Source organism: Mesorhizobium sp. AR07, assembly GCF_024746815.1.
In the GTDB taxonomy this organism is placed as follows: Bacteria; Pseudomonadota; Alphaproteobacteria; order Rhizobiales; family Rhizobiaceae; genus Mesorhizobium.
This window is the reverse complement of the sequence record NZ_CP080527.1, coordinates 279,049-296,268: the sequence shown is the minus strand read 5'-3', so window position 1 is coordinate 296,268 and position 17,220 is coordinate 279,049. Positions and strand designations below refer to the sequence as shown.

General features: G+C 58.8%; 16 protein-coding genes. 7 read left to right on the top strand and 9 right to left on the bottom strand.

Annotated elements, in window-relative coordinates; translation table 11 throughout:
• Window positions 1-17 precede the first annotated feature (17 nt).
• A complete protein-coding gene (locus BPNPMPFG_RS35895; RefSeq protein ID WP_258597884.1) occupies window positions 18-2,669 on the bottom strand; it encodes a PD-(D/E)XK nuclease family protein in 2,652 nt (883 codons plus the stop codon).
• 101 nt (window positions 2,670-2,770) lie between these two features.
• Here BPNPMPFG_RS35895 and BPNPMPFG_RS35890 point away from each other — a divergent pair, with 101 nt between their 5' ends.
• The gene (locus BPNPMPFG_RS35890) at window positions 2,771-4,558 is read left to right on the top strand and encodes an ATP-dependent nuclease (RefSeq protein WP_258597883.1); all 1,788 of its coding nucleotides are present in this window, start codon (window positions 2,771-2,773) and stop codon (window positions 4,556-4,558) included.
• The gene (locus BPNPMPFG_RS35885; RefSeq protein WP_258598220.1) at window positions 4,551-6,326 is read left to right on the top strand and encodes an ATP-dependent helicase; all 1,776 of its coding nucleotides are present in this window, start codon (window positions 4,551-4,553) and stop codon (window positions 6,324-6,326) included. Before BPNPMPFG_RS35890 ends, BPNPMPFG_RS35885 begins: the two co-directional genes overlap by 8 nt.
• Before the next feature lie 107 nt (window positions 6,327-6,433).
• Here BPNPMPFG_RS35885 and BPNPMPFG_RS35880 read toward each other — a convergent pair whose 3' ends face one another.
• Window positions 6,434-6,790: a hypothetical protein gene (locus tag BPNPMPFG_RS35880; protein ID WP_319946024.1), complete on the bottom strand. Its 357-nt coding sequence runs from the start codon at window positions 6,788-6,790 to the stop codon at window positions 6,434-6,436.
• 42 nt (window positions 6,791-6,832) lie between these two features.
• Between BPNPMPFG_RS35880 and BPNPMPFG_RS35875 the strand changes: the two genes are divergently transcribed.
• The 5 genes from BPNPMPFG_RS35875 (at window position 6,833) to BPNPMPFG_RS35855 (ending at window position 11,665) form a co-directional block, all read left to right on the top strand.
• Window positions 6,833-7,522 carry a transposase gene (locus BPNPMPFG_RS35875; RefSeq protein ID WP_258597882.1) on the top strand — a complete coding sequence of 230 codons (690 nt, stop codon included), beginning with the start codon at window positions 6,833-6,835 and terminating at the stop codon, window positions 7,520-7,522.
• A gap of 343 nt (window positions 7,523-7,865) precedes the next feature.
• Window positions 7,866-8,729 (top strand): tyrosine-type recombinase/integrase, encoded by an 864-nt coding sequence (locus tag BPNPMPFG_RS35870; RefSeq protein ID WP_258597881.1) that lies wholly within the window; start codon window positions 7,866-7,868, stop codon window positions 8,727-8,729.
• Window positions 8,730-8,733: 4 nt separating this feature from the next.
• Window positions 8,734-9,921 carry an IS91 family transposase gene (locus BPNPMPFG_RS35865; protein WP_258597880.1) on the top strand — a complete coding sequence of 396 codons (1,188 nt, stop codon included), beginning with the start codon at window positions 8,734-8,736 and terminating at the stop codon, window positions 9,919-9,921.
• Between the two features lie 458 nt (window positions 9,922-10,379).
• Window positions 10,380-10,799 carry a helix-turn-helix domain-containing protein gene (locus BPNPMPFG_RS35860; RefSeq protein WP_258597879.1) on the top strand — a complete coding sequence of 140 codons (420 nt, stop codon included), beginning with the start codon at window positions 10,380-10,382 and terminating at the stop codon, window positions 10,797-10,799.
• Window positions 10,796-11,665, top strand: a complete 870-nt coding sequence (locus tag BPNPMPFG_RS35855) for an IS3 family transposase (protein ID WP_258597878.1) — start codon at window positions 10,796-10,798, stop codon at window positions 11,663-11,665. The genes BPNPMPFG_RS35860 and BPNPMPFG_RS35855 overlap by 4 nt, the downstream gene beginning before the upstream one ends.
• 304 nt (window positions 11,666-11,969) lie before the next feature.
• Here BPNPMPFG_RS35855 and BPNPMPFG_RS43325 read toward each other — a convergent pair whose 3' ends face one another.
• The 7 genes from BPNPMPFG_RS43325 to ehuC all read right to left on the bottom strand — a co-directional run bounded on the left by BPNPMPFG_RS43325 (window position 11,970) and on the right by ehuC (window position 17,194).
• Window positions 11,970-12,227, bottom strand: a complete 258-nt coding sequence (locus BPNPMPFG_RS43325; RefSeq protein ID WP_413776918.1) for a LysR family transcriptional regulator — start codon at window positions 12,225-12,227, stop codon at window positions 11,970-11,972.
• Window positions 12,228-12,409: 182 nt separating this feature from the next.
• Entirely contained in the window at window positions 12,410-13,231 is an 822-nt protein-coding gene (locus tag BPNPMPFG_RS35850; RefSeq protein WP_258597877.1) for an NAD(P)-binding domain-containing protein, read from the bottom strand.
• A gap of 223 nt (window positions 13,232-13,454) precedes the next feature.
• Complete coding sequence (locus BPNPMPFG_RS35845; RefSeq protein ID WP_258597876.1) at window positions 13,455-14,192, bottom strand: GntR family transcriptional regulator; 738 nt, start codon at window positions 14,190-14,192, stop codon at window positions 13,455-13,457.
• Between the two features lie 34 nt (window positions 14,193-14,226).
• On the bottom strand, window positions 14,227-15,030 hold the full coding sequence (locus BPNPMPFG_RS35840) for an aspartate dehydrogenase (RefSeq protein ID WP_258597875.1): 804 nt from the start codon (window positions 15,028-15,030) through the stop codon (window positions 14,227-14,229).
• Between the two features lie 14 nt (window positions 15,031-15,044).
• The gene (gene ehuA / locus BPNPMPFG_RS35835; protein WP_319946030.1) at window positions 15,045-15,860 is read right to left on the bottom strand and encodes an ectoine/hydroxyectoine ABC transporter ATP-binding protein EhuA; all 816 of its coding nucleotides are present in this window, start codon (window positions 15,858-15,860) and stop codon (window positions 15,045-15,047) included.
• A complete protein-coding gene (gene ehuD, locus BPNPMPFG_RS35830) occupies window positions 15,860-16,525 on the bottom strand; it encodes an ectoine/hydroxyectoine ABC transporter permease subunit EhuD (RefSeq protein WP_258598217.1) in 666 nt (221 codons plus the stop codon). Before ehuD ends, ehuA begins: the two co-directional genes overlap by 1 nt.
• Before the next feature lie 3 nt (window positions 16,526-16,528).
• Complete coding sequence (ehuC, locus tag BPNPMPFG_RS35825; protein WP_258597874.1) at window positions 16,529-17,194, bottom strand: ectoine/hydroxyectoine ABC transporter permease subunit EhuC; 666 nt, start codon at window positions 17,192-17,194, stop codon at window positions 16,529-16,531.
• Between the last annotated feature and the right edge of the window lie 26 nt (window positions 17,195-17,220).

Below are 17,220 nucleotides of genomic sequence, written 5' to 3'. Positions count from 1 at the left end.
GTCCTGGTCGACGAGCGTCATGTCGAGGCGCTCCACAGCCGATTGAGCTGCTGATTGGCCGCTCGGAACTCAGCGGCTTTGCGGCGCAGATAGCTTTCGCGATCGGCCGGAAGCGCCAGACGCATGTCGTCATGGAGGGCATCCTGTTCCCAACGCGGCGCAATCCGGCCGCCGCGCAGGATCGCCATGGCTGCCGACAGATACCCCGCCGCTTCATTCACAACCGCATCGAGCTGGTCGCCCTTGAGCTCGAAGGTAGCGGGATCTTCGGCGAGATAGATCAGGCGCGCCACAACTGTCCTGACTTCGGGCAGCAGGGAGCGGACCGCGATCGCATAAAGCACGCGTTGCAGCTCCCGTCCCTGGCCCAGCGCGATGCGCTGATGTTTCGGAGGCGGCTTGACGCTCTTGTAGTCGGTGATGCGCGCACCGTCGCCTGTGGCACGAATATCTAGCCGATCCATGCGGCCGCCGAACACCAGACCGGTCTGCTCGATCGGCACCGCCACCGTGGTGTCCCACGGCGCTTCTTCCTCCGCGGCAGTGCGCTGACCGAATGGCACCTCCGTCCAGCTGCGCGTATCGGATCTGACCTGATCGTCGGCGGCAAGGCCGCAGGCCGTGCGACGTGCAGCCTCATTCACCGTGTGGCGCCACAGGATTGGCGGCGGAACTGAACGCTGCAGCGGCCAGGCCTTCAGGATCGTTGTCGAAGCGTCAACGATCGCCGCGTCGATCTCGCCGGCGCTGGCACGCGCAAACCCCGGGGTAGGCTCGAGCGCTGCGATCGCGCCGCTGATCAACTCATGCACCAGCTCGCCGAATGAGGCTGCATCGAGCTGCAGCGGGTCGTCCTGGAATCGGACAGAGCGCCAACCTAGAGCGTAGCGCCAGACAAATCCTAGCGGATCGCGCAGCAGGCGCTGCAGTGACGTCGTCGACTGAACGCGCGACAAGGCTGCCTCAATCGCCGGATGATTGGCACTTGAGAGGCCGTCATGCGGCGTCAACTCGGAAGGCCGCTGCCAGTTGCGCCAGCAAAGCTGGCTCTGGCGAACATGGGGCAGGTGGCCGGCATCGCGCGGCCTCGCCAAAAGCCTGTCAGCGTCGCTGAAAGCATGCTCCGGAATGCGATCGCGCTTGTGCACGATCTCGTCCGAAGGCCATAGGGAGCTGGGTGACAGAACGCCGCCTTTGGCGTTGCGCAGCGACCGCGACAGAACGAGTTGTTCCGTTGTGTGTGCCTGGATGATCTCGAAATGACGCCGATCGCGCTCAGCGACACCCACGGGATGCAGCCTTCGGCGGTCGAGCAAATGATGCGGCAGCAGCGGGTCGTCATTTTCCGATCGCGGCCAGGACCGGCTTGTGAGGCCAAGCAGGCGGGTGAAGGGACGTGGGCATGCCGCCAGTTGCGACGCCGGGCACCAGACGACGCTGTTGGCGGGGTCTTGCTGATCGGCGACACGCAGAGCTTGCAAGGACAGGGCGATGGCTTGCGCCGGCGCGCTTCGCAACGCTTCCTCCCACATCGCCAGGCTGGCGGCGCTCAGCAACCGCGCGCCGGCCTCTCCCGCCGCCTGCGCTCCGCGCGCGAGGAGCTCAAGAATCGGAAACAGGACCTGCTCGACCAGTTCACCATCGGCGCGTTGCGGCCTGGCCGCCGCCAGCACTTCGCGCCACTGGTCGAGGCTTCGCAGTCCCGCGTTTCGCGGAACAGCAGCAAACCAGTCCGGGGGGAGCAAGCCGGCGAATGGGCGCGCCGGTAGGCGCCGGATCATGCGCCAGACGCGCTCCTGATTGAGACCGTTTCCAAGAATGTCCGCCAGCGCCGCACACGCCTGGCCCTCCGGCGTGCTCAAGGCCGGAATGCCGTGAGAGAAGTGCAACGGCAATCCGGCGCTTCGCGCATAGGCCAGAAAATGATCGTCCCAGTCCTGGGTCGCAGTCGCAGCGATGGCGATGTCCTGAGCTTGCACCCTGCCGGTGGCCAGCAACTGCCGGGTCCAGCGCAGCGCCTCGATGGCCTCCGCCTTCGGGTCCGCGCTCGCCTCGGCGGATGTACAGACCGGAGTAGTCGCCGCCCTTCTTTGGATCGACCCTCTAAACCATGGCTGCTCGACGGGGACCGACAGCTCCCAGGTGAGGTCGGTGACGCGAGCGAGCTTATTGAGAAGCGGCCGCCAAAGCGGGTCGACGTCCACCAATCCTGAAAGCGTCACCGGACCCAGCAGGCTGCGCGCGAGATCGACCCGCCTGCTGGCAGTGTCGCGAAGGTCGCGCGGCAACATATGCGTGGGTGGAACGTGATCGCGAATGTAGGTCTCGATGCGATGAAGGTCATCAAACCTCGGCGCCTCGCCTGCCAGTGACGACAGATCGAGATCCGCCCGCCAGGCGCAATCCAGGGAATGGAGGACCGCACGGGGCATGCCTGGCAGCCCCGCAACGGTTCCGATGTCGCCAAAGCTCTCGGAAGCGAGCGCGGCCTGAATCGCCGGATAGAGAACATCGGTGCCGGCAGGTGTGGCGAAACCACCGACCAAGCGTGCAGCGAGCAGCGGCAAAGTGAGGATCTCGCGACCGATTGCTCCGGCTCGCGCCGCGGCAGCGCGGGCGCTGCGAAGCGCCAGCATGCCATCGACGACGTGAGTGGAACGAATGAGCATCGGGTTTTCGGCTTGTTGTTCCTATAAGGCACTGTGATCGCTCAATATCACCAGCTATTAAAGCTCAGGCAAAGAAAAAAGCTTTGGCCTTGGGGATAGAAATGCATCTAAGCAAGTTAAGCATCAGGAATTTCAGAAACTTTCAATCGATCGACGTTGCGCTGGCTGGCAATGTCGTGCTCCTCGGAGAAAACAGGGTCGGGAAGAGCAATCTGCTTTTCGCGATCCAGCTTATCCTCGACCCGACACTGCCCGATTCGGCAAGACAGCTGAAGCTCACGGATTTCTGGGATGGCGGACCAGCTGACTACAGCACGCCCATCGAGGTGCATCTGGAGATTTCGGAATTCGCGACCGACATGGCGCTGACTGCGCTGTTGACCGATTTCCGAGCCTCTCACAATCCGAGCGTTGCTCAGCTCAGCTATCTGTTCCGCAAGAAGTCCGACGTCACTGGCGCCCCACAGTCGGGCGCCGATTGCGAGTTTCTGGTCTTTGGCGGCGGCGACGAAACGCGCTCCCTTCCAGGAAAGGTACGTCGCCGGATCGCAATCGATCTGCTCGACGCCTTGCGCGACGCCGAAGGACAGCTCGGGAGCTGGCGAAGTTCACCACTGCGCCATCTGCTTGAGGAGGCTATTTCCGGGATCAGCCGCCCGGACCTGGACGCGGTTGCGGCGGAGCTCGAAAAAGCGAGCAAGACGCTCGAAGCCTTTCCGACCATCAAGACGCTTGAAGATGAACTGCGAGCTGGCATCGCCCACCTGTCTGGGAAGGCGCATGACATCGACGCGCGCCTGAGGTTTGCGCCCACCGACCCGCTGCGCTTATTCCGGGCGATCGCAATGTTCATCGATAACGGCAAGCGGAGCATCGCAGAGGCCAGCCTCGGGTCGGCGAACGTCGCCCTGCTGGCACTGAAGCTTGCGGAATTTGCATGGCGCCGGAAGAAGAACGAACGCAATTTCTCGCTGCTTTGCATCGAAGAGCCAGAGGCGCATCTTCACCCGCACCTTCAGCGATCCGTCTTCGCGAAATTGCTCGGCGATGTCGACGCTTCCCGGGCCATGATCGTCACCAGCCATTCACCCACCCTGGCTGCGGTCTCGCCGTTGCGATCGATCGTCCAGTTGAAGAGGCAAGGAAGCGCGACGCAGGCATTCTCATTGGCGACACTGCCGGTGACGCCCGGCGAGCTTGACGATCTCGAAAACTATCTCGACGCCACCCGCGCCGAGCTTTTGTTCGCACGGGGCGTCATCTTCGTCGAAGGCGACGCAGAGGAGGCGCTGTTACCAGTCTTCGCTTCCTCTCTCGGCCACTCGCTTGACGATCTCGGTATCACTGTCTGCAATGTGGCCGGGACGAACTTCCGCCCCTATGTCAAGCTCGCCGAGGCGCTGAAACTGCCCTATTGCGTTATCACCGACTGGGATCCGCTCGACGGGAGCAAGCCTCCTCTGGGCAAGAAACGAACCATGGATCTCTGGGCGGACATGCTCACAATTCGCGGCAAACCCTCACTGACGCCGACGCAGCTGGCGGAATGGGAGGCAAAGGATTATGCCGCATTCAGTGCCGGCGCGGTGAAGACTAGGGTCTTTCTCAATGAACGGACCTTCGAAGTCTCCGTCGCCAACACGGCCGGCTTGTCGATCCCGCTCCTCGATATCCTGAATGAAGAGGATTTCGGGTCGGTGCGCACCAAGCGCATTGCCGCCTGGCGTGCTGGCATGGCAGTTGATGCTGAACAGCTGCTGGCTATGGTCGCGAGCGTCGGTAAGGGACGGCTCGGCGCCCGGCTGGCGAAGAAGGCTGCGGGTTTTCCGCCACCAGCCTATATCGAGAACGCAATCACCGCTCTCGTCGCGTTGGTCTCCAATGCTTAGCGACCGGGCCCTTATTCAAGCTTTGGCCGACCTCAATACCAACCCGGAGCAAGCGGCCGCTGTCGTGGAAAAAGGCCATTGCGTGGTCCTGGCCGGTCCGGGAAGTGGCAAGACCAAGACGCTGACGACCGCGATGGCACGCGCGCTGATCGAGGACGTGGCCGATCCTCGCGGCGTTGCCTGCATCACCTATAACAATGACTGCGCGATAGAGCTGGAAACACGGCTCGCCCGCCTTGGGATCACGCCGGGAGACCGCGCCTTCATCGGCACCGTACACAGTTTCGCGCTGAGCCAGATCATCGGCCCCTACGCGCGCTGCGTGCCCGCCGGGCTTCCTGCGGACTTCAAGGTCGCAAGTAGATCGCAGATGCGGGCCGCCGTCGAAACGGCGTACAAGAGTTCGATCGACGGCTATGACGATCCTCACGAAAGATGGAAGTTCGCGTCGGAAAAACGCCTGCGCGATGTCGATCGCACGCGGCCCGAATGGCGGGGGCGCAATCCGGAGCTGGCTGATTTCGTCGAGGCCTACGAGGCAGATCTGCGCCGGCAAGGGCTGATCGATTTCGACGACATGCCGCTGATCGCCTATCGCATGATCAAGGAGAATGGCTGGATTCGTGACGCTCTTCGCGCACGCTTTCCTGTGTTGTTTGTCGACGAATATCAGGATCTCGGGGACGCGCTGCATGAGCTCGTCCTGCTGCTCTGCTTCGAGGGCGGAATTCGGCTGTTCTCCGTCGGCGACACCGACCAATCGATCTACGCCTTCGCCGGCGCCAACCCTGAGCTGCTCGAAAGCCTGACGCGCCGTTCCGATGTGCGCACAATCAGGCTTCGCTTCAATTATCGTTCCGGCGCGAAGATCATTCGAGCCTCGCTCGGGGCCCTTGGCGAGGAGCGCGACTATCATGGCATAGATGGCGCTCCCGACGGCGACCTGAGCTTCTGGCCAGTTCCGTACGGACACGACGATCAGGCTGAGGCGGTTGCCAACACGATCATCCCGAAGCTTGTGGAACAAGGGTTCGAACTCGGGCAAATCGCGGTTCTCTATCGGGCAGCCTGGCTCGGCGATAAGGTCGCGGCCGCTTTGAAAGAGGCAGGAATCCCTTTTGTCAGAACCGACACGAATGCGCTGGTCAAGAGAAGTTCCCGCCTTGCGCGCTTCATCGAGGAATGCGCCCGCTGGGTCACAGGTGGCTGGCGCGATGCCGAGCCGCCATATGCGCGGCTTCTGTCGCAAGCGATGACGTTGGTCTATGGGCGCCACGCCAGCGAGCGTGAGGAACAGAACCTGTCCGCGCAGCTTATGGGATTTCTCAACGCCTCACTCGGAACCACCGAGACCACCCATTTCTGGCTGCAGCGCTTCTCTCGTGAACTCGTCACGCCGTGGCGCATGATTGCCCGCAACTCCGAACAGGAATGGGATGTCTGTCCGGAGATGATCACCAACACCGATCCGGCTCGTGACCTCGATCTTTCCTTGGCGCACTTCGCTGGTCGAACGGAAGGTTCCGGACGTGTCAACCTCAGCACCCTCCACAGCGCCAAGGGAAGAGAGTTCGATGCAGTCATCATGTACGGAGTAAACGCTTCCGACATGCCGAGCACGCGCGATAGGACCAGTCCCGCGAGCCTTCGCGACGCCAGGCGCTTGTTCTATGTCGGCGTGACCCGGCCGAAAAGGCACCTCAGCCTGGTCTATCAGGAGCACCACCATTCACCGTGGGTCTTGGAGCTGTATCAGCGAAGTCAGTAAGATTGAAACCCGCGTCGATCAGCGTAGGACTATCAGCTCCTCATCCGAGCTGTGTCCTCATCCTGGCGGCCGATCTTCGGCTTGACACTCACCATGCTCGACCTTGTTCAAATCACTCGCGTATATGTCTCTCCGTCGATCACCCGTTGCACCTGCTCACGGTTCCGTGCGCCGATGCGCTCGGCGATGGTTTTAGCTGGGGGGATCCTCGCAAGCTCCCGAATAGCCCGGACCTGCTCGACAGAAAGGCGGTCGTCTCGGCCGCAAATCTGGGCGACGGCCCAAGCGTCGTCCTTCCATTTTTGCGAAACCCAGGGCAGGAAGCCCCTTGCGTGGATGGTCACGTAACCAGTTTTCGAGAATACTGTCGCGTTCATCGGGCTGCGGCACGACACGATCAGGGTCGCTTGCTCCCAGGTAGTGTCATCCGATAAAGGAAGCGTCAGGACGTTCAATCCTGGCATTAGCAACTTTCAGTGCAATTCGCGTCCAACAAGGAAGTAATCATGAGGCGGCCGACCCGACCGTTCACTGTTGAGATCAAACAGAAGCGCAGCGCTCAAAGGCGGGGTCACTCGATTTGGGGTGACATTGATTTGTCAGCAGCCGTGGCCGAGACAACAAGAGAGCTCAAGGAGATGGAGCTGCCAAATCGGCATCTTGTTGACTCTAATGTCGTGGCCCTTGATGTTGCACACGTGCATCAACCCGGAGCGGAGCCTCTCATGGTAGATCCTAAAGCAATTGAATCAGGAGAAATGGCGACCGAGCCTGTAACCACAGTTGCGACGCCTGATGGGAAGAATCAAACCTCACGATCGCGAAAGACCAAGGCTGAGCCGAGGCCGCGAACTCGGAAGAATGGCGCCGATGCGGGACCGCCAGCGGGGGAAACACCAGCAGCGGCCGCGCCTTCTGGCCGGAAGGTCCACTCCGTAAAGGAGCGCGCCCAGAAGCTTACTCAGATCGCGAAGTCGATGAGTGGCGGCACCACCCTCAAGAGCGCCGTGAAGCAGGCCGGCATTTCGGAACAGACCTACTATCACTGGAAGAAGGCTGCGGCGCTCCCGGCAGCCAGTGACGAACTAATCGATCTGGTCGCGCTCGAAAAAGAAAACAAGCGACTGAAGAGCCTGCTAGCGGGACGCCTGCGCGAGGAGAACGCCGAGCTGAAGAGGAAACTGGGGCTGCAATAGCGCTTCGGAAGTAGCTGAATCTCAGTTCAGAACGCCGGCATATCGTCTTCGCCGCCGCATCGCCGATGAACCGCCTTTAACCGTGCGGAAAACCGCACTCTGCTTGGCCAAGGACAAACTTCGTTAGATCCCGCTAATGCTGCAGAGGTATTTCTTCTCAAGGTAAGGCGAAGAAGGATCAGAGCTGTACGATCACGGTAAAACGCCGGCGGGGTACTGTAGACCCGCTGGATGCGGATTGAACTAAGCCGCTAGTCGCGGCAATTGGTGCCCGCTTTGAGAGACGCCTCCTGTCTGAGAGGATTTGGGTGTTGCAAACCCATCCTTCAGACAGGAGATCCAGATGGCCGAGATGAGCCCTCTGCGTCGCCGGATGATCGAGGACATGACAGTCCGCAATCTATCTCCGGCCACGCAGCAATCCTACCTTTATGCAGTCGCAAAGTTTAGCCGCTATTTTGGCCGATCGCCGGATCGGCTGGGCCTTGACGATATCCATGCCTTCCAGGTTTACCTCGTGTCGACGGGCATCTCCTGGTCGGGATTGAACCAGATCGTCTGCGCACTCCGGTTCCTCTATGGCGTAACGCTCGGCCAGGATACAATCCCGGAGCATATTCCGTATGCGCGCGAGCCTCGCCAGTTGCCGGTTGTTCTTTCCAGCGACGAGGTCGTCCAATTTCTGCAAGCTGTCTCCAGCCTGAAGGCGCGGGTGGCTCTGACAACAGCTTATGCCGCCGGTCTCAGGGTCTCGGAGGTCTGTGGTCTTCGCGCCAACGATATCGACAGCTCAAGGATGGTGATCCACATCACGCGCGGCAAAGGCGGCAAAGCCCGCTACGTCATGCTGTCGCCGGAACTGCTCGGGATCCTGCGCAGCTATTGGCGCTTGGCGCGGCCCAAGGACATTCTGTTTCCTGGGCGCGATCCTGACAAGCCGATCGAGCCGTGGGTGCTACATTCCGCCTGTCGTTCGGCGGTTGCGGCGGCGGGTCTTTCCAAACACGTCACCGTCCATACGCTGCGGCATTCCTTTGCCACTCACCTGCTCGAGAACGGGACCGATATCCGCATCATCCAGGTCCTGCTCGGCCACGCCCACCTCTCGACGACAGCGCGCTATACGCAAGTCTCCACCGACACGATCCGGTCGACGGCCAGTCCGCTCGATCGATTACGACTGGAGGTGACGCCGCCGGAATCGTAATCGGTTGCGCCCCACCTTCGAAGTCGCCGACATCTTTCGACGGCATGGGAGCTCCTACAGGCGTGAGAACGCCGGTCATCTGGGCCGCGGCGAGCGCCGCGTCATGGGCGCGATCGAAGCTTGCCGGACACCCAGGCTCGGCGGTCACGTCGATGCCTGCGACGATTGCGGCAGGACCCGCATCTCCTATAATTCCTGTCGCAATCGCCATTGCCCGAAGTGTCAAGGCGCGGCCCGCAAGGAGTGGGGCGATGCACGCGTCGCCGATCTGTTGCCGGTCCCGTACTTTCATGTGGTCTTCACGCTACCACCCGGCATCGCCGAGATCGCCTTTCACAACAAGGTGGTCGTCTATGCATTGCTGATCCGGATCGCCGCCCAGACGCTACGGACCGTTGCCGCCGATCCCAAGCGGCTGGGCGCCGATATCGGCATCGTCGCCGTGCTTCACACCTGGGGCCAGGCCATGACCCATCATCCCCATGTCCATTGCGTCGTGCCCGGCGGCGGTCTCTCGCCCGACAGGTCAAGGTGGGTCGCTTGCCGGCCGGGCTTCTTTCTGCCCGTGCGCGTGCTGTCACGCCTGTTTCGGCGGCTGTTTCTGACGGCCCTTGCCGACGCCTTTGCTCACGGTGAACTCCGCTTCTCCAACGAACTCACCCATCTCAACGACGACGAGGCGTTCACCCGCCATCTCGCGCGTGCTCGCCGCGTCGAATGGGTCGTTTATTCGAAGCCACCGTTCGGCGGCCCGGATCAGGTGCTCGCCTATCTCGGCCGCTATACCCATCGTGTGGCCATCGCCAACAGCCGCATCGTCGAGGTCGATGACGGCCATGTTGCTTTCCGATGGAAGGATTACCGTGGCAATGGTCGCGACCGCGAGAAGATCATGCGACTTGACCCACACGAGTTCATCCGGCGTTTTCTTCTGCACGTGCTCCCTGACGGCTTCCACCGCATGCGCCACTTCGGCTTTCTCGCCAATAGCCACCGACGGGATCGTATCGGCCTCTGCAGGCAGCTCCTCGACCAGCCATCACCAGCAGGCGAGAAACCCCAGCCTGACAAATCCCAGCACGGGCAATCCCACAAATGCCCCGACTGCCGGCGTCCCATGCACAGGACAGGGATCACTGTTGCGCCTGTTTCGCCGCCCCGGCCATCATCTTTCTGGTGCGATACATCATGAACTCCGACAATCCGCACCCCCTCCGATATGCCCGCAAAACCAAGCGCCCCGCCTGCGCGCGACACCGCTTGGCCCTGGTCACACCGAAAGACCGACAGTGTGCATTGAGAGCGCAAAAATCGCCACCGATCGCCCGCCAAGCTGCTCGCGAAGGTCGCCGGATCAAGCCAAAATTCGGTCGTGCCACCGCTGCACGCGACGAATTCGCTATCGCCGTCAAACAGCGTGCCCTACTATCTCCATAACAGCGGCTAACAACCCGCGCCTTACTTCAATCCGGCTTATGTGAGGTCGCTCGAGCTCGCCGCGACGACCGATGCGACCTCACATAACCCTCCAGATTCCAACGATTTACCGGACGGCATTCCGATCAAAAACCGGACGCGATTGGAGTGCACCCCCAGACTGAGACAAGGAAAATCGCGGACAGTTTCCCCGCAAGGAGAGGAAACTGGGGCATGGCCAGACGGCAAAGAGTTATTGATGATGACCAAAAGCTGGAGCTTCTCCGGCGCATGGAGGCGGGCGAAACCGTCAGCAAGTTGGCAGATGAGGTTGGCATCAGTCGCCAACGACTTTACGAGTGGCGTGATCATCTCAGGCTTCATGGTAATCTGAAGTCGCGTCGGCGCGGCCGGCCGGCCAGGACAGCAGGAGTTGACGGGGCCGCACAGCTGCAGAGTGCAGTCAATGTGCCGGCACCTCAGGAAAAGGCATTGACCAAGGCCAGGCGCCGGATCAGGGAACTGGAGCAGAAGGTCGGGCAGCAGCAGCTCGATCTCGATTTTTTTCGCGAAGCCTTGCGGCACTTCGAGGAAGATCAGCGTCGGAGCAGCGCTCCTGGCGAAACGGGATCTTCAAAATCATCGAAAAGATGATGACCGGCCTGTCGCAAGGCGAATTCAACATCGACAGAATGTGCTGGCTCGCTGGTGTCAGCCGCGCGAGCTATTACCGTCACTGGCTGGATTCGGCCCCGCGTCGGGCCGAGACGGGTTTGCGCGATCTCATTCAGAAACTGGCTCTCGGCAACACACACTACGGCTACCGCCGGATTGGAGCCCTGCTGCGGCGGGAGGGGTGGCAAGTCAATCACAAATGCGTTCTACGGATCATGCGTGAAGACAATCTGTTGTGCCTGCGCGCTAGACCCTTTGTTCCTGTGACGACCAACTCCAGGCATGGTTGGCAAGTCGTGCCAAACCTCGCGAGGGGAATGATCCTCAATGGCGTAAACCAGCTATGGGTTGCCGATATCACCTTCCTGCATCTGGCCGAGGAGTTTGCCTTCCTTGCCGTTGTCCTTGACGCGTTTAGCCGCAAGGTTGTCGGATGGGCGCTGGATACGCATCTTAGAGCAAGCCTTGCCATCGAGGCTCTCGAGATGGCGATCGCTGATCGCCAGCCCGTACCCGGGAGCCTCATCCATCATTCCGACCGCGGGGTTCAATACGCTTGCGGGGCCTACTCCGAACTTCTGCATGTTCACGGTATCCAAGCGAGCATGAGCCGTGTCGGCAATCCTTACGACAATGCGAAGGCGGAGAGCTTCATGAAAACCCTGAAACAGGAAGAGGTGCAAGGGCTCGCCTATAAGGATGCAGATGATGCCCGCAAGCACATCGGTGCTTTCATAGAGACCGTTTACAACACGGGGCGCCTGCATTCGGCGCTCGACTATCTCAGTCCGGAGGAATACGAACAGAAGCATTCACGCGGGCGACAGATGGAAAAGGCTGCATAGCTTAACACGGGAGGTGTCCGCGATTTTCCTTGTCTCAGTCTGGGGGTGCACTCCAGTCCGGTTTAGTCTCGGAATCACTGTCCGGAATCATTGGAATACGCACGCTGGAACCTGATCGGGAGAATAGTGGGCGGGCGACTGATACTTGTTAACGGATCGAGGCCAGCAGGCCGGCATCGCGGAGCGGCGCTGTTCAAACACTCAAACGTCTCTGCGTCTCGCTTGCTTCACTCAAAATCCAGTCGCGAAAGCTCTTAACCTTCGCAATACGCTTTTTGGGTGGGGCGATGGCATAATACCCATCTTAGGTAGGAACGGAAATGTTGATCGCGATGACTATTTTTCCTGACGCCAAGGCGTCGTTTGCGGAAACGTCGCGTACTACTGCGAGACCTTGACCCGCGCTGGCAGCCTGAATCAGCAATGTGTCGTCGGGATATCTTGGCCCTTTCATGGTGCCGTTGGGCAGCCTCACACCTGAGGCGGCGAACCCGGTTGACCAGTCTGTACGTATCCGATCATGCAGGAGAGGAAAGCGAAGGCAATCAGCCGGTGTCGTCAGAGGGCCAAGGCGCAGGCTGCGTTCCGCGATTATGTCTTTTCAGTTTTCAGCGTTTGTCGCTGGACGATAGTCGGAACTTCCCAGTCCTACGGTCGCATTGTTTAGAGAAATGAGCCAGTTCGCAAAAAGTGCGGCTCTTCCTAGGTCATACTCGCCGGGCAGATAAGCAATAGACCCCGTGATTAGGTTTTGACCAAGTTCAATCTTGCGAAGACGATATCAAGAGCCTCTACCCAAGGCAAAGCGGCCTGCCTTCTCAAAAGATGGTCCAGCCCTGCTTCTGTGTAGGTACCTTGCGTTGCGATCAGGTCAGAAACGAGCTCGAGTGAAACATCCTGCCGCGCCAGGGCGTAACCTGTCGATCCTGCGATATTCCCTGCAACAATCAGCCGTGCTTGAGCCGGCGTGAGTCCGCGGTCCAAGAACCAAGCTTCGAGCGTGGCGACGAAGCGATACATCCAGCCAGCGAGGCAGGCCCCGATCATTGCAAGTTCGAATTGATCTTCGGTATCGAAGGTTACGACCTTACCTGCCGAATTCAGCACCGCTTCGATGTCCTGAGATGCGGGAAATATTGGAATGAGGCCTTCGCTAATCGTATCAATGTAACTCGACGGCATGATCCGAACCACCAATATGTCCTCGCCTATTGTTGCCCGTAGTTCTGCAATGGTGACGCCAGCGACGGCTGAAATTAACACCTGCTTTGGACGCAGGACCAGTCTCGGCAGCGCGTTGGCTAGCTGCTCGGGCCGCACCGCAAGAAGGATCCAGTCGGCCTCGGCGAGCATGCTCGCGTCATCCGGGGCTACGGTGCAGTTGTGGGTCGCGGCAATCGTCTCGGCCTTATCTCGGCTGTAGGGCGAGAGCAGAATTCGACCGCCAAAGCCACCCTTTCGCAGGGCGGCGATTAGGTAGGTGGAGAAGTCGCCGGTTCCAATAACCCCAATTGTCGGCATGCTATACGGGCCTCCAATATCGAATGCCGTCAGTTTCTTTCGCAACAAGATGTTATCCAGCGTTAGCCCCGTATGGAGCGTTGGTGGAGGCGAGAAATGGAACGGGTGCTTTTGTGATCACGTAGACCCACTACAACTGCGAGCCGGCCGCCTGCAAAACGAGATACCGATACCCTACCGACAGCAGCACGCGAAAATCCATATAGAGGAGATCGGAAGACACAGCCACGACGCTCATTCCCAGTCTTAAAATTCAAATCGGTCTGCGCTAGCTCTCCATCGCGTCCAGCCGGGATAGCACCATCGCCAAATGCGATTTATGAACGGTGGCAACCAAACGAACATCCCGGAGCTCAAGGCTCCTTCGTATCATGCGCAGCTCATCAAGAAGATCTTCTACCTGCTGACGGAAATCCATTTTTTCTAGAAGCAAAAACCAGAATCTAGCCGACTGGAAGAACAACATATCGTTGAAACTCCTAAGAGGACCATTGCTGCTCAAACTATGCAGAATTCCATGTAGGCGGATAATTATTTCGGCGAATTGCCGTTTATCCTTGCTATCAAGAAGTTGGCGGCACACTTGCTCCAAGTCTTGTAACTCGCAGAGGATCTCGTCAGTCACGGGAAGTGGTGAAGATTCCGCCATGGCGTCCATCAACCGCATACGAACGATGTATATATCCCGCATAGAGCTCAGGTCGATCGACGTGACTTCAGTACCGTTGCCGTGCTGGCTTACGATCAGACCGTCGTACTCCAGGCGTTGCAAGACCGTGCGCAGAGGCGTCCGACTGACACCAAATTCCGACGCAAGTTCCCTCTCATTGAGGCGGCTACCTGGCTGGTAGTCGAGGAGGCATATCCGGCGCCGTAACTCGAGATATATCTCCTGTTTGCTCATTTTGCCGACAAGTTGCCTCTCACCTTCCGAATTCCCGTCGCGACCTTCAGGAACAGTCAGGGTGATTTCGCTACTAGGTGCTAGGGAACTATTGCGTGTCATCGAAAGCTTTCTCTAGAGTCTCCAGGGCGTCGCATCACGTTCCGATGCGCAAAACAGCGTGCGCTTGACGTAAGTACGCTATTACGCTCTGCGAGGTGATACGCCCGGTGGCCGGGTTCTCTTGGCTGGGCCGATTTTGTATCGACATGGAAAAGTTGGAACTGTCGGATTCCACATTTACGGTGTGAGTATTGAACTCCAAATCTGGATCTGCCCAAATTTCCATCTGCGTGCGGTCCGGTCCGAGCCCCGCCAAGCTGAGCGCGGCAGCGACATTCACGTTGGCGGGAAATTCCTTCGCCACTTCGCTCACCGTTCCTCTTAAAACGCAAACCGCTTCCGCTAGGTTTTCCAGGCGCAACCCGTTGCGAATAACATATGGTGCGGTTGCAAGGCTCCTTGGTGGTTTTCGGGTGTGGATCTTCACCGCGTAGATTTCACCAACGGCAACCGCTTTGAGGGCATCGAGCCCAAGCATCGCGCCGGATGGGATCACAATCCGCCCTCCAGTGCGGCGTGCCAGCTCCACAAGATCTTCTCGACCTAGTAATTGGCTGGCAGACATAGCTAGCAGGGTCTTCCCCGCGCCAAGGACGGGCAGCGCAACCGCGTCAAAAATGTGTGGTGGGAGGCACTCCAAAACTGCATCGCACTTGGTAGCCAACTCCTCAAGCGAAACACAAGGAACACTCCTGTTCAAGGTGGCATTGAACTCAGCGGCGCGCTCCAGGCTACGCGCCGAAATAGCGACTAATTCACACCCAGACACTTCCCCTCGATCCAACGCATGTGCCACCGAGGAGCCAATTGCGCCGATCCCGGCTATTCCAATCCTCATATGAACTCCGATTTTCAATCTGCCGCTTTTACCGCGCTTAAGAACTGCTGCGTCCGTTTGCTTTTGGGGTTAGAGAACAGCTCATCGGGGCTGTCTTGTTCCTCGATCTTTCCACCAAAAAAGAAGCAGACGCGGTCGGAAATATCACGAGCAAAACCCATTTGATGGGTCACCATAAGCATCGTCAGCCTGTGCTTGAACACCAAATCCTTAATCACATTCGTGACTTCGCCGATTACCTCGGGGTCAAGGGCGGAGGTCACTTCGTCGAACAACATAACCTTGGGCCGCATCGCCAGGGCGCGGGCAATCGCCACGCGCTGTTGTTGACCACCCGAAAGCCGGGAGGGATGTTGGTCCTTCTTGTCGATCATGCCAACCATCAGGAGAAGCTCTTCGGCACGCTCTCGAGCCTCGCGGCGCGAGAGACCCAAGACTAAGACCGGCCCCTCCATGCAGTTCTGTAGCGCCGTCATGTGGGGAAACAAGTTGAAATGCTGGAAGCACATTCCTATCGAGGAGCGTGCTTTTCGCAGGTACTTTGCATCTGCCCGCACCAGCACGCCGTTTTTCGGCATGTGGGTGAGGGGTTTGCCATCGACATAGATGACGCCACCGTTGATGGTCTCGAGGGTCATCAGCATGCGCAGGACCGTCGTTTTGCCGGATCCCGATGGGCCAATGATGGTGACCATTTCACTTGGTGCGATGTCCAAGTTCAGGTTGTCCAGAACGATCAGGTCGCCATAGCTTTTACGGACCTTCATGAACCGGACCATCGGTATATCTGGACCGACGAGCTCAAGAGGATATGACGAGAGATCTTCCATCATTGCATCCCTAACTTACGGCGAACGGTCGCTTCAAACCAACGGATGCCGCTGGCGGAGGTCAGTGAGATAATTAAGAAAATAATGCCCACAATCGTGTAAGGCTCAAGGTAGCGATAGTTTTGCCCGCCTACGGCGTTTGCTGCCTGCATCAATTCGGCAACACCAATTACAGACAGCATTGGCGTATCTTTGAAAATGCTGACCAGGTAGTTTCCCATCCCGGCAATTGACGGGGGGAGAGCCTGCGGCAAAACAATACGCCTATAGGTCTGCATCGTCGTTAGATTTATGGCTGTGCATGCTTCCCATTGCCCCTTCGGGACCGATTCAATGCCACCTCGATAAACTTCTGAGAGATAGGCAGCATAGTGAAGGCCGATAGCGATCATGCCTGCAACCCAAGGGCTCAAGGAAATCCCGTATTCAGGTCCAACGTAGTACACAAAGAAGATCTGCAGGACGAGGGGAGTTGAGCGAATGAATTCGACGATTTCCCGGGTAATATACGTCACAAAATGAAACGGTGTTCGCTGAGCGAGCGCGAACAAGAGACCAATGACAGCGGCAATAGCGTATCCAATGCCGGCAGCCAGAAGCGTATTGACGGTTGCCCACAGCATGATGGGCAGAATTTCGGCTGTGAATGCGAAGTCCCATTGCATCACTTAAGCCCTTCCTATCCGCCGAGCCATGATGCGTTCGAGCCAGCGCATGCAAGGCGTGACGAGAAAGCGAGCGAAAACGTAGTAGATGACCAGCGCGGTCCCAAAAGTCCACGTAGAGAGATAAGTTGTATTGTTCAGCTGACGCGCCTCAAACATAAGATCAGGAACTGCTATCAGCGCCACCAGGGCGGTGCTTTTGAGCAGCTCGATCACCAGGTTTCCCCAAGCCGGCAGCATAGTTACAAAGGCCTGCGGGATGATAATCTTTCGCATTTGTTGGGCTGGCGACATCGACAATGCGTAAGATGCCTCCCACTGACCGCGCGGCACCGACTGTATGGCGCCCCGCACAAGCTCAGCGCCGTAGGCGCCAAGATTCAGGCCAACTGCAAGAAACCCGGTAAGAAAATTGTCCAACGTGATGCCAAACAGGGGCAACACGTAGAATAACCAAAAAAGCTGAACCAGCAGTGAGGTGCCGCGAAAAAACTCGACATATCCTACCGCGACTCTCCTCAGGGCCGGGCTTGACGACAGCATCATCAGGCCGAAGAGGTTGGCCACTAATATGGCCAGACCCAAAGAGCAAAGGAATTGGATGGCGGTTACGAGCGCACCGTCTACAAACCGGCTACCATAATCCGCAAGGAACGAGGTGTATGTCATAGAAGCTCGCCTCGGCAGTGCTGACG

Bases quoted from the DNA above. Each gene is read 5' to 3' on its own strand.
- BPNPMPFG_RS35895 (WP_258597884.1), bottom strand. From the start codon at position 2,669: ATGCTCATTCGTTCCACTCACGTCGTCGATGGCATGCTGGCGCTTCGC.
- BPNPMPFG_RS35890 (WP_258597883.1), top strand. From the start codon at position 2,771: ATGCATCTAAGCAAGTTAAGCATCAGGAATTTCAGAAACTTTCAATCG.
- BPNPMPFG_RS35885 (WP_258598220.1), top strand. From the start codon at position 4,551: ATGCTTAGCGACCGGGCCCTTATTCAAGCTTTGGCCGACCTCAATACC.
- BPNPMPFG_RS35880 (WP_319946024.1), bottom strand. From the start codon at position 6,790: ATGCCAGGATTGAACGTCCTGACGCTTCCTTTATCGGATGACACTACC.
- BPNPMPFG_RS35875 (WP_258597882.1), top strand. From the start codon at position 6,833: ATGAGGCGGCCGACCCGACCGTTCACTGTTGAGATCAAACAGAAGCGC.
- BPNPMPFG_RS35870 (WP_258597881.1), top strand. From the start codon at position 7,866: ATGGCCGAGATGAGCCCTCTGCGTCGCCGGATGATCGAGGACATGACA.
- BPNPMPFG_RS35860 (WP_258597879.1), top strand. From the start codon at position 10,380: ATGGCCAGACGGCAAAGAGTTATTGATGATGACCAAAAGCTGGAGCTT.
- BPNPMPFG_RS35855 (WP_258597878.1), top strand. From the start codon at position 10,796: ATGATGACCGGCCTGTCGCAAGGCGAATTCAACATCGACAGAATGTGC.
- BPNPMPFG_RS35845 (WP_258597876.1), bottom strand. From the start codon at position 14,192: ATGACACGCAATAGTTCCCTAGCACCTAGTAGCGAAATCACCCTGACT.
- BPNPMPFG_RS35840 (WP_258597875.1), bottom strand. From the start codon at position 15,030: ATGAGGATTGGAATAGCCGGGATCGGCGCAATTGGCTCCTCGGTGGCA.
- ehuA (WP_319946030.1), bottom strand. From the start codon at position 15,860: ATGGAAGATCTCTCGTCATATCCTCTTGAGCTCGTCGGTCCAGATATA.
- ehuD (WP_258598217.1), bottom strand. From the start codon at position 16,525: ATGCAATGGGACTTCGCATTCACAGCCGAAATTCTGCCCATCATGCTG.
- ehuC (WP_258597874.1), bottom strand. From the start codon at position 17,194: ATGACATACACCTCGTTCCTTGCGGATTATGGTAGCCGGTTTGTAGAC.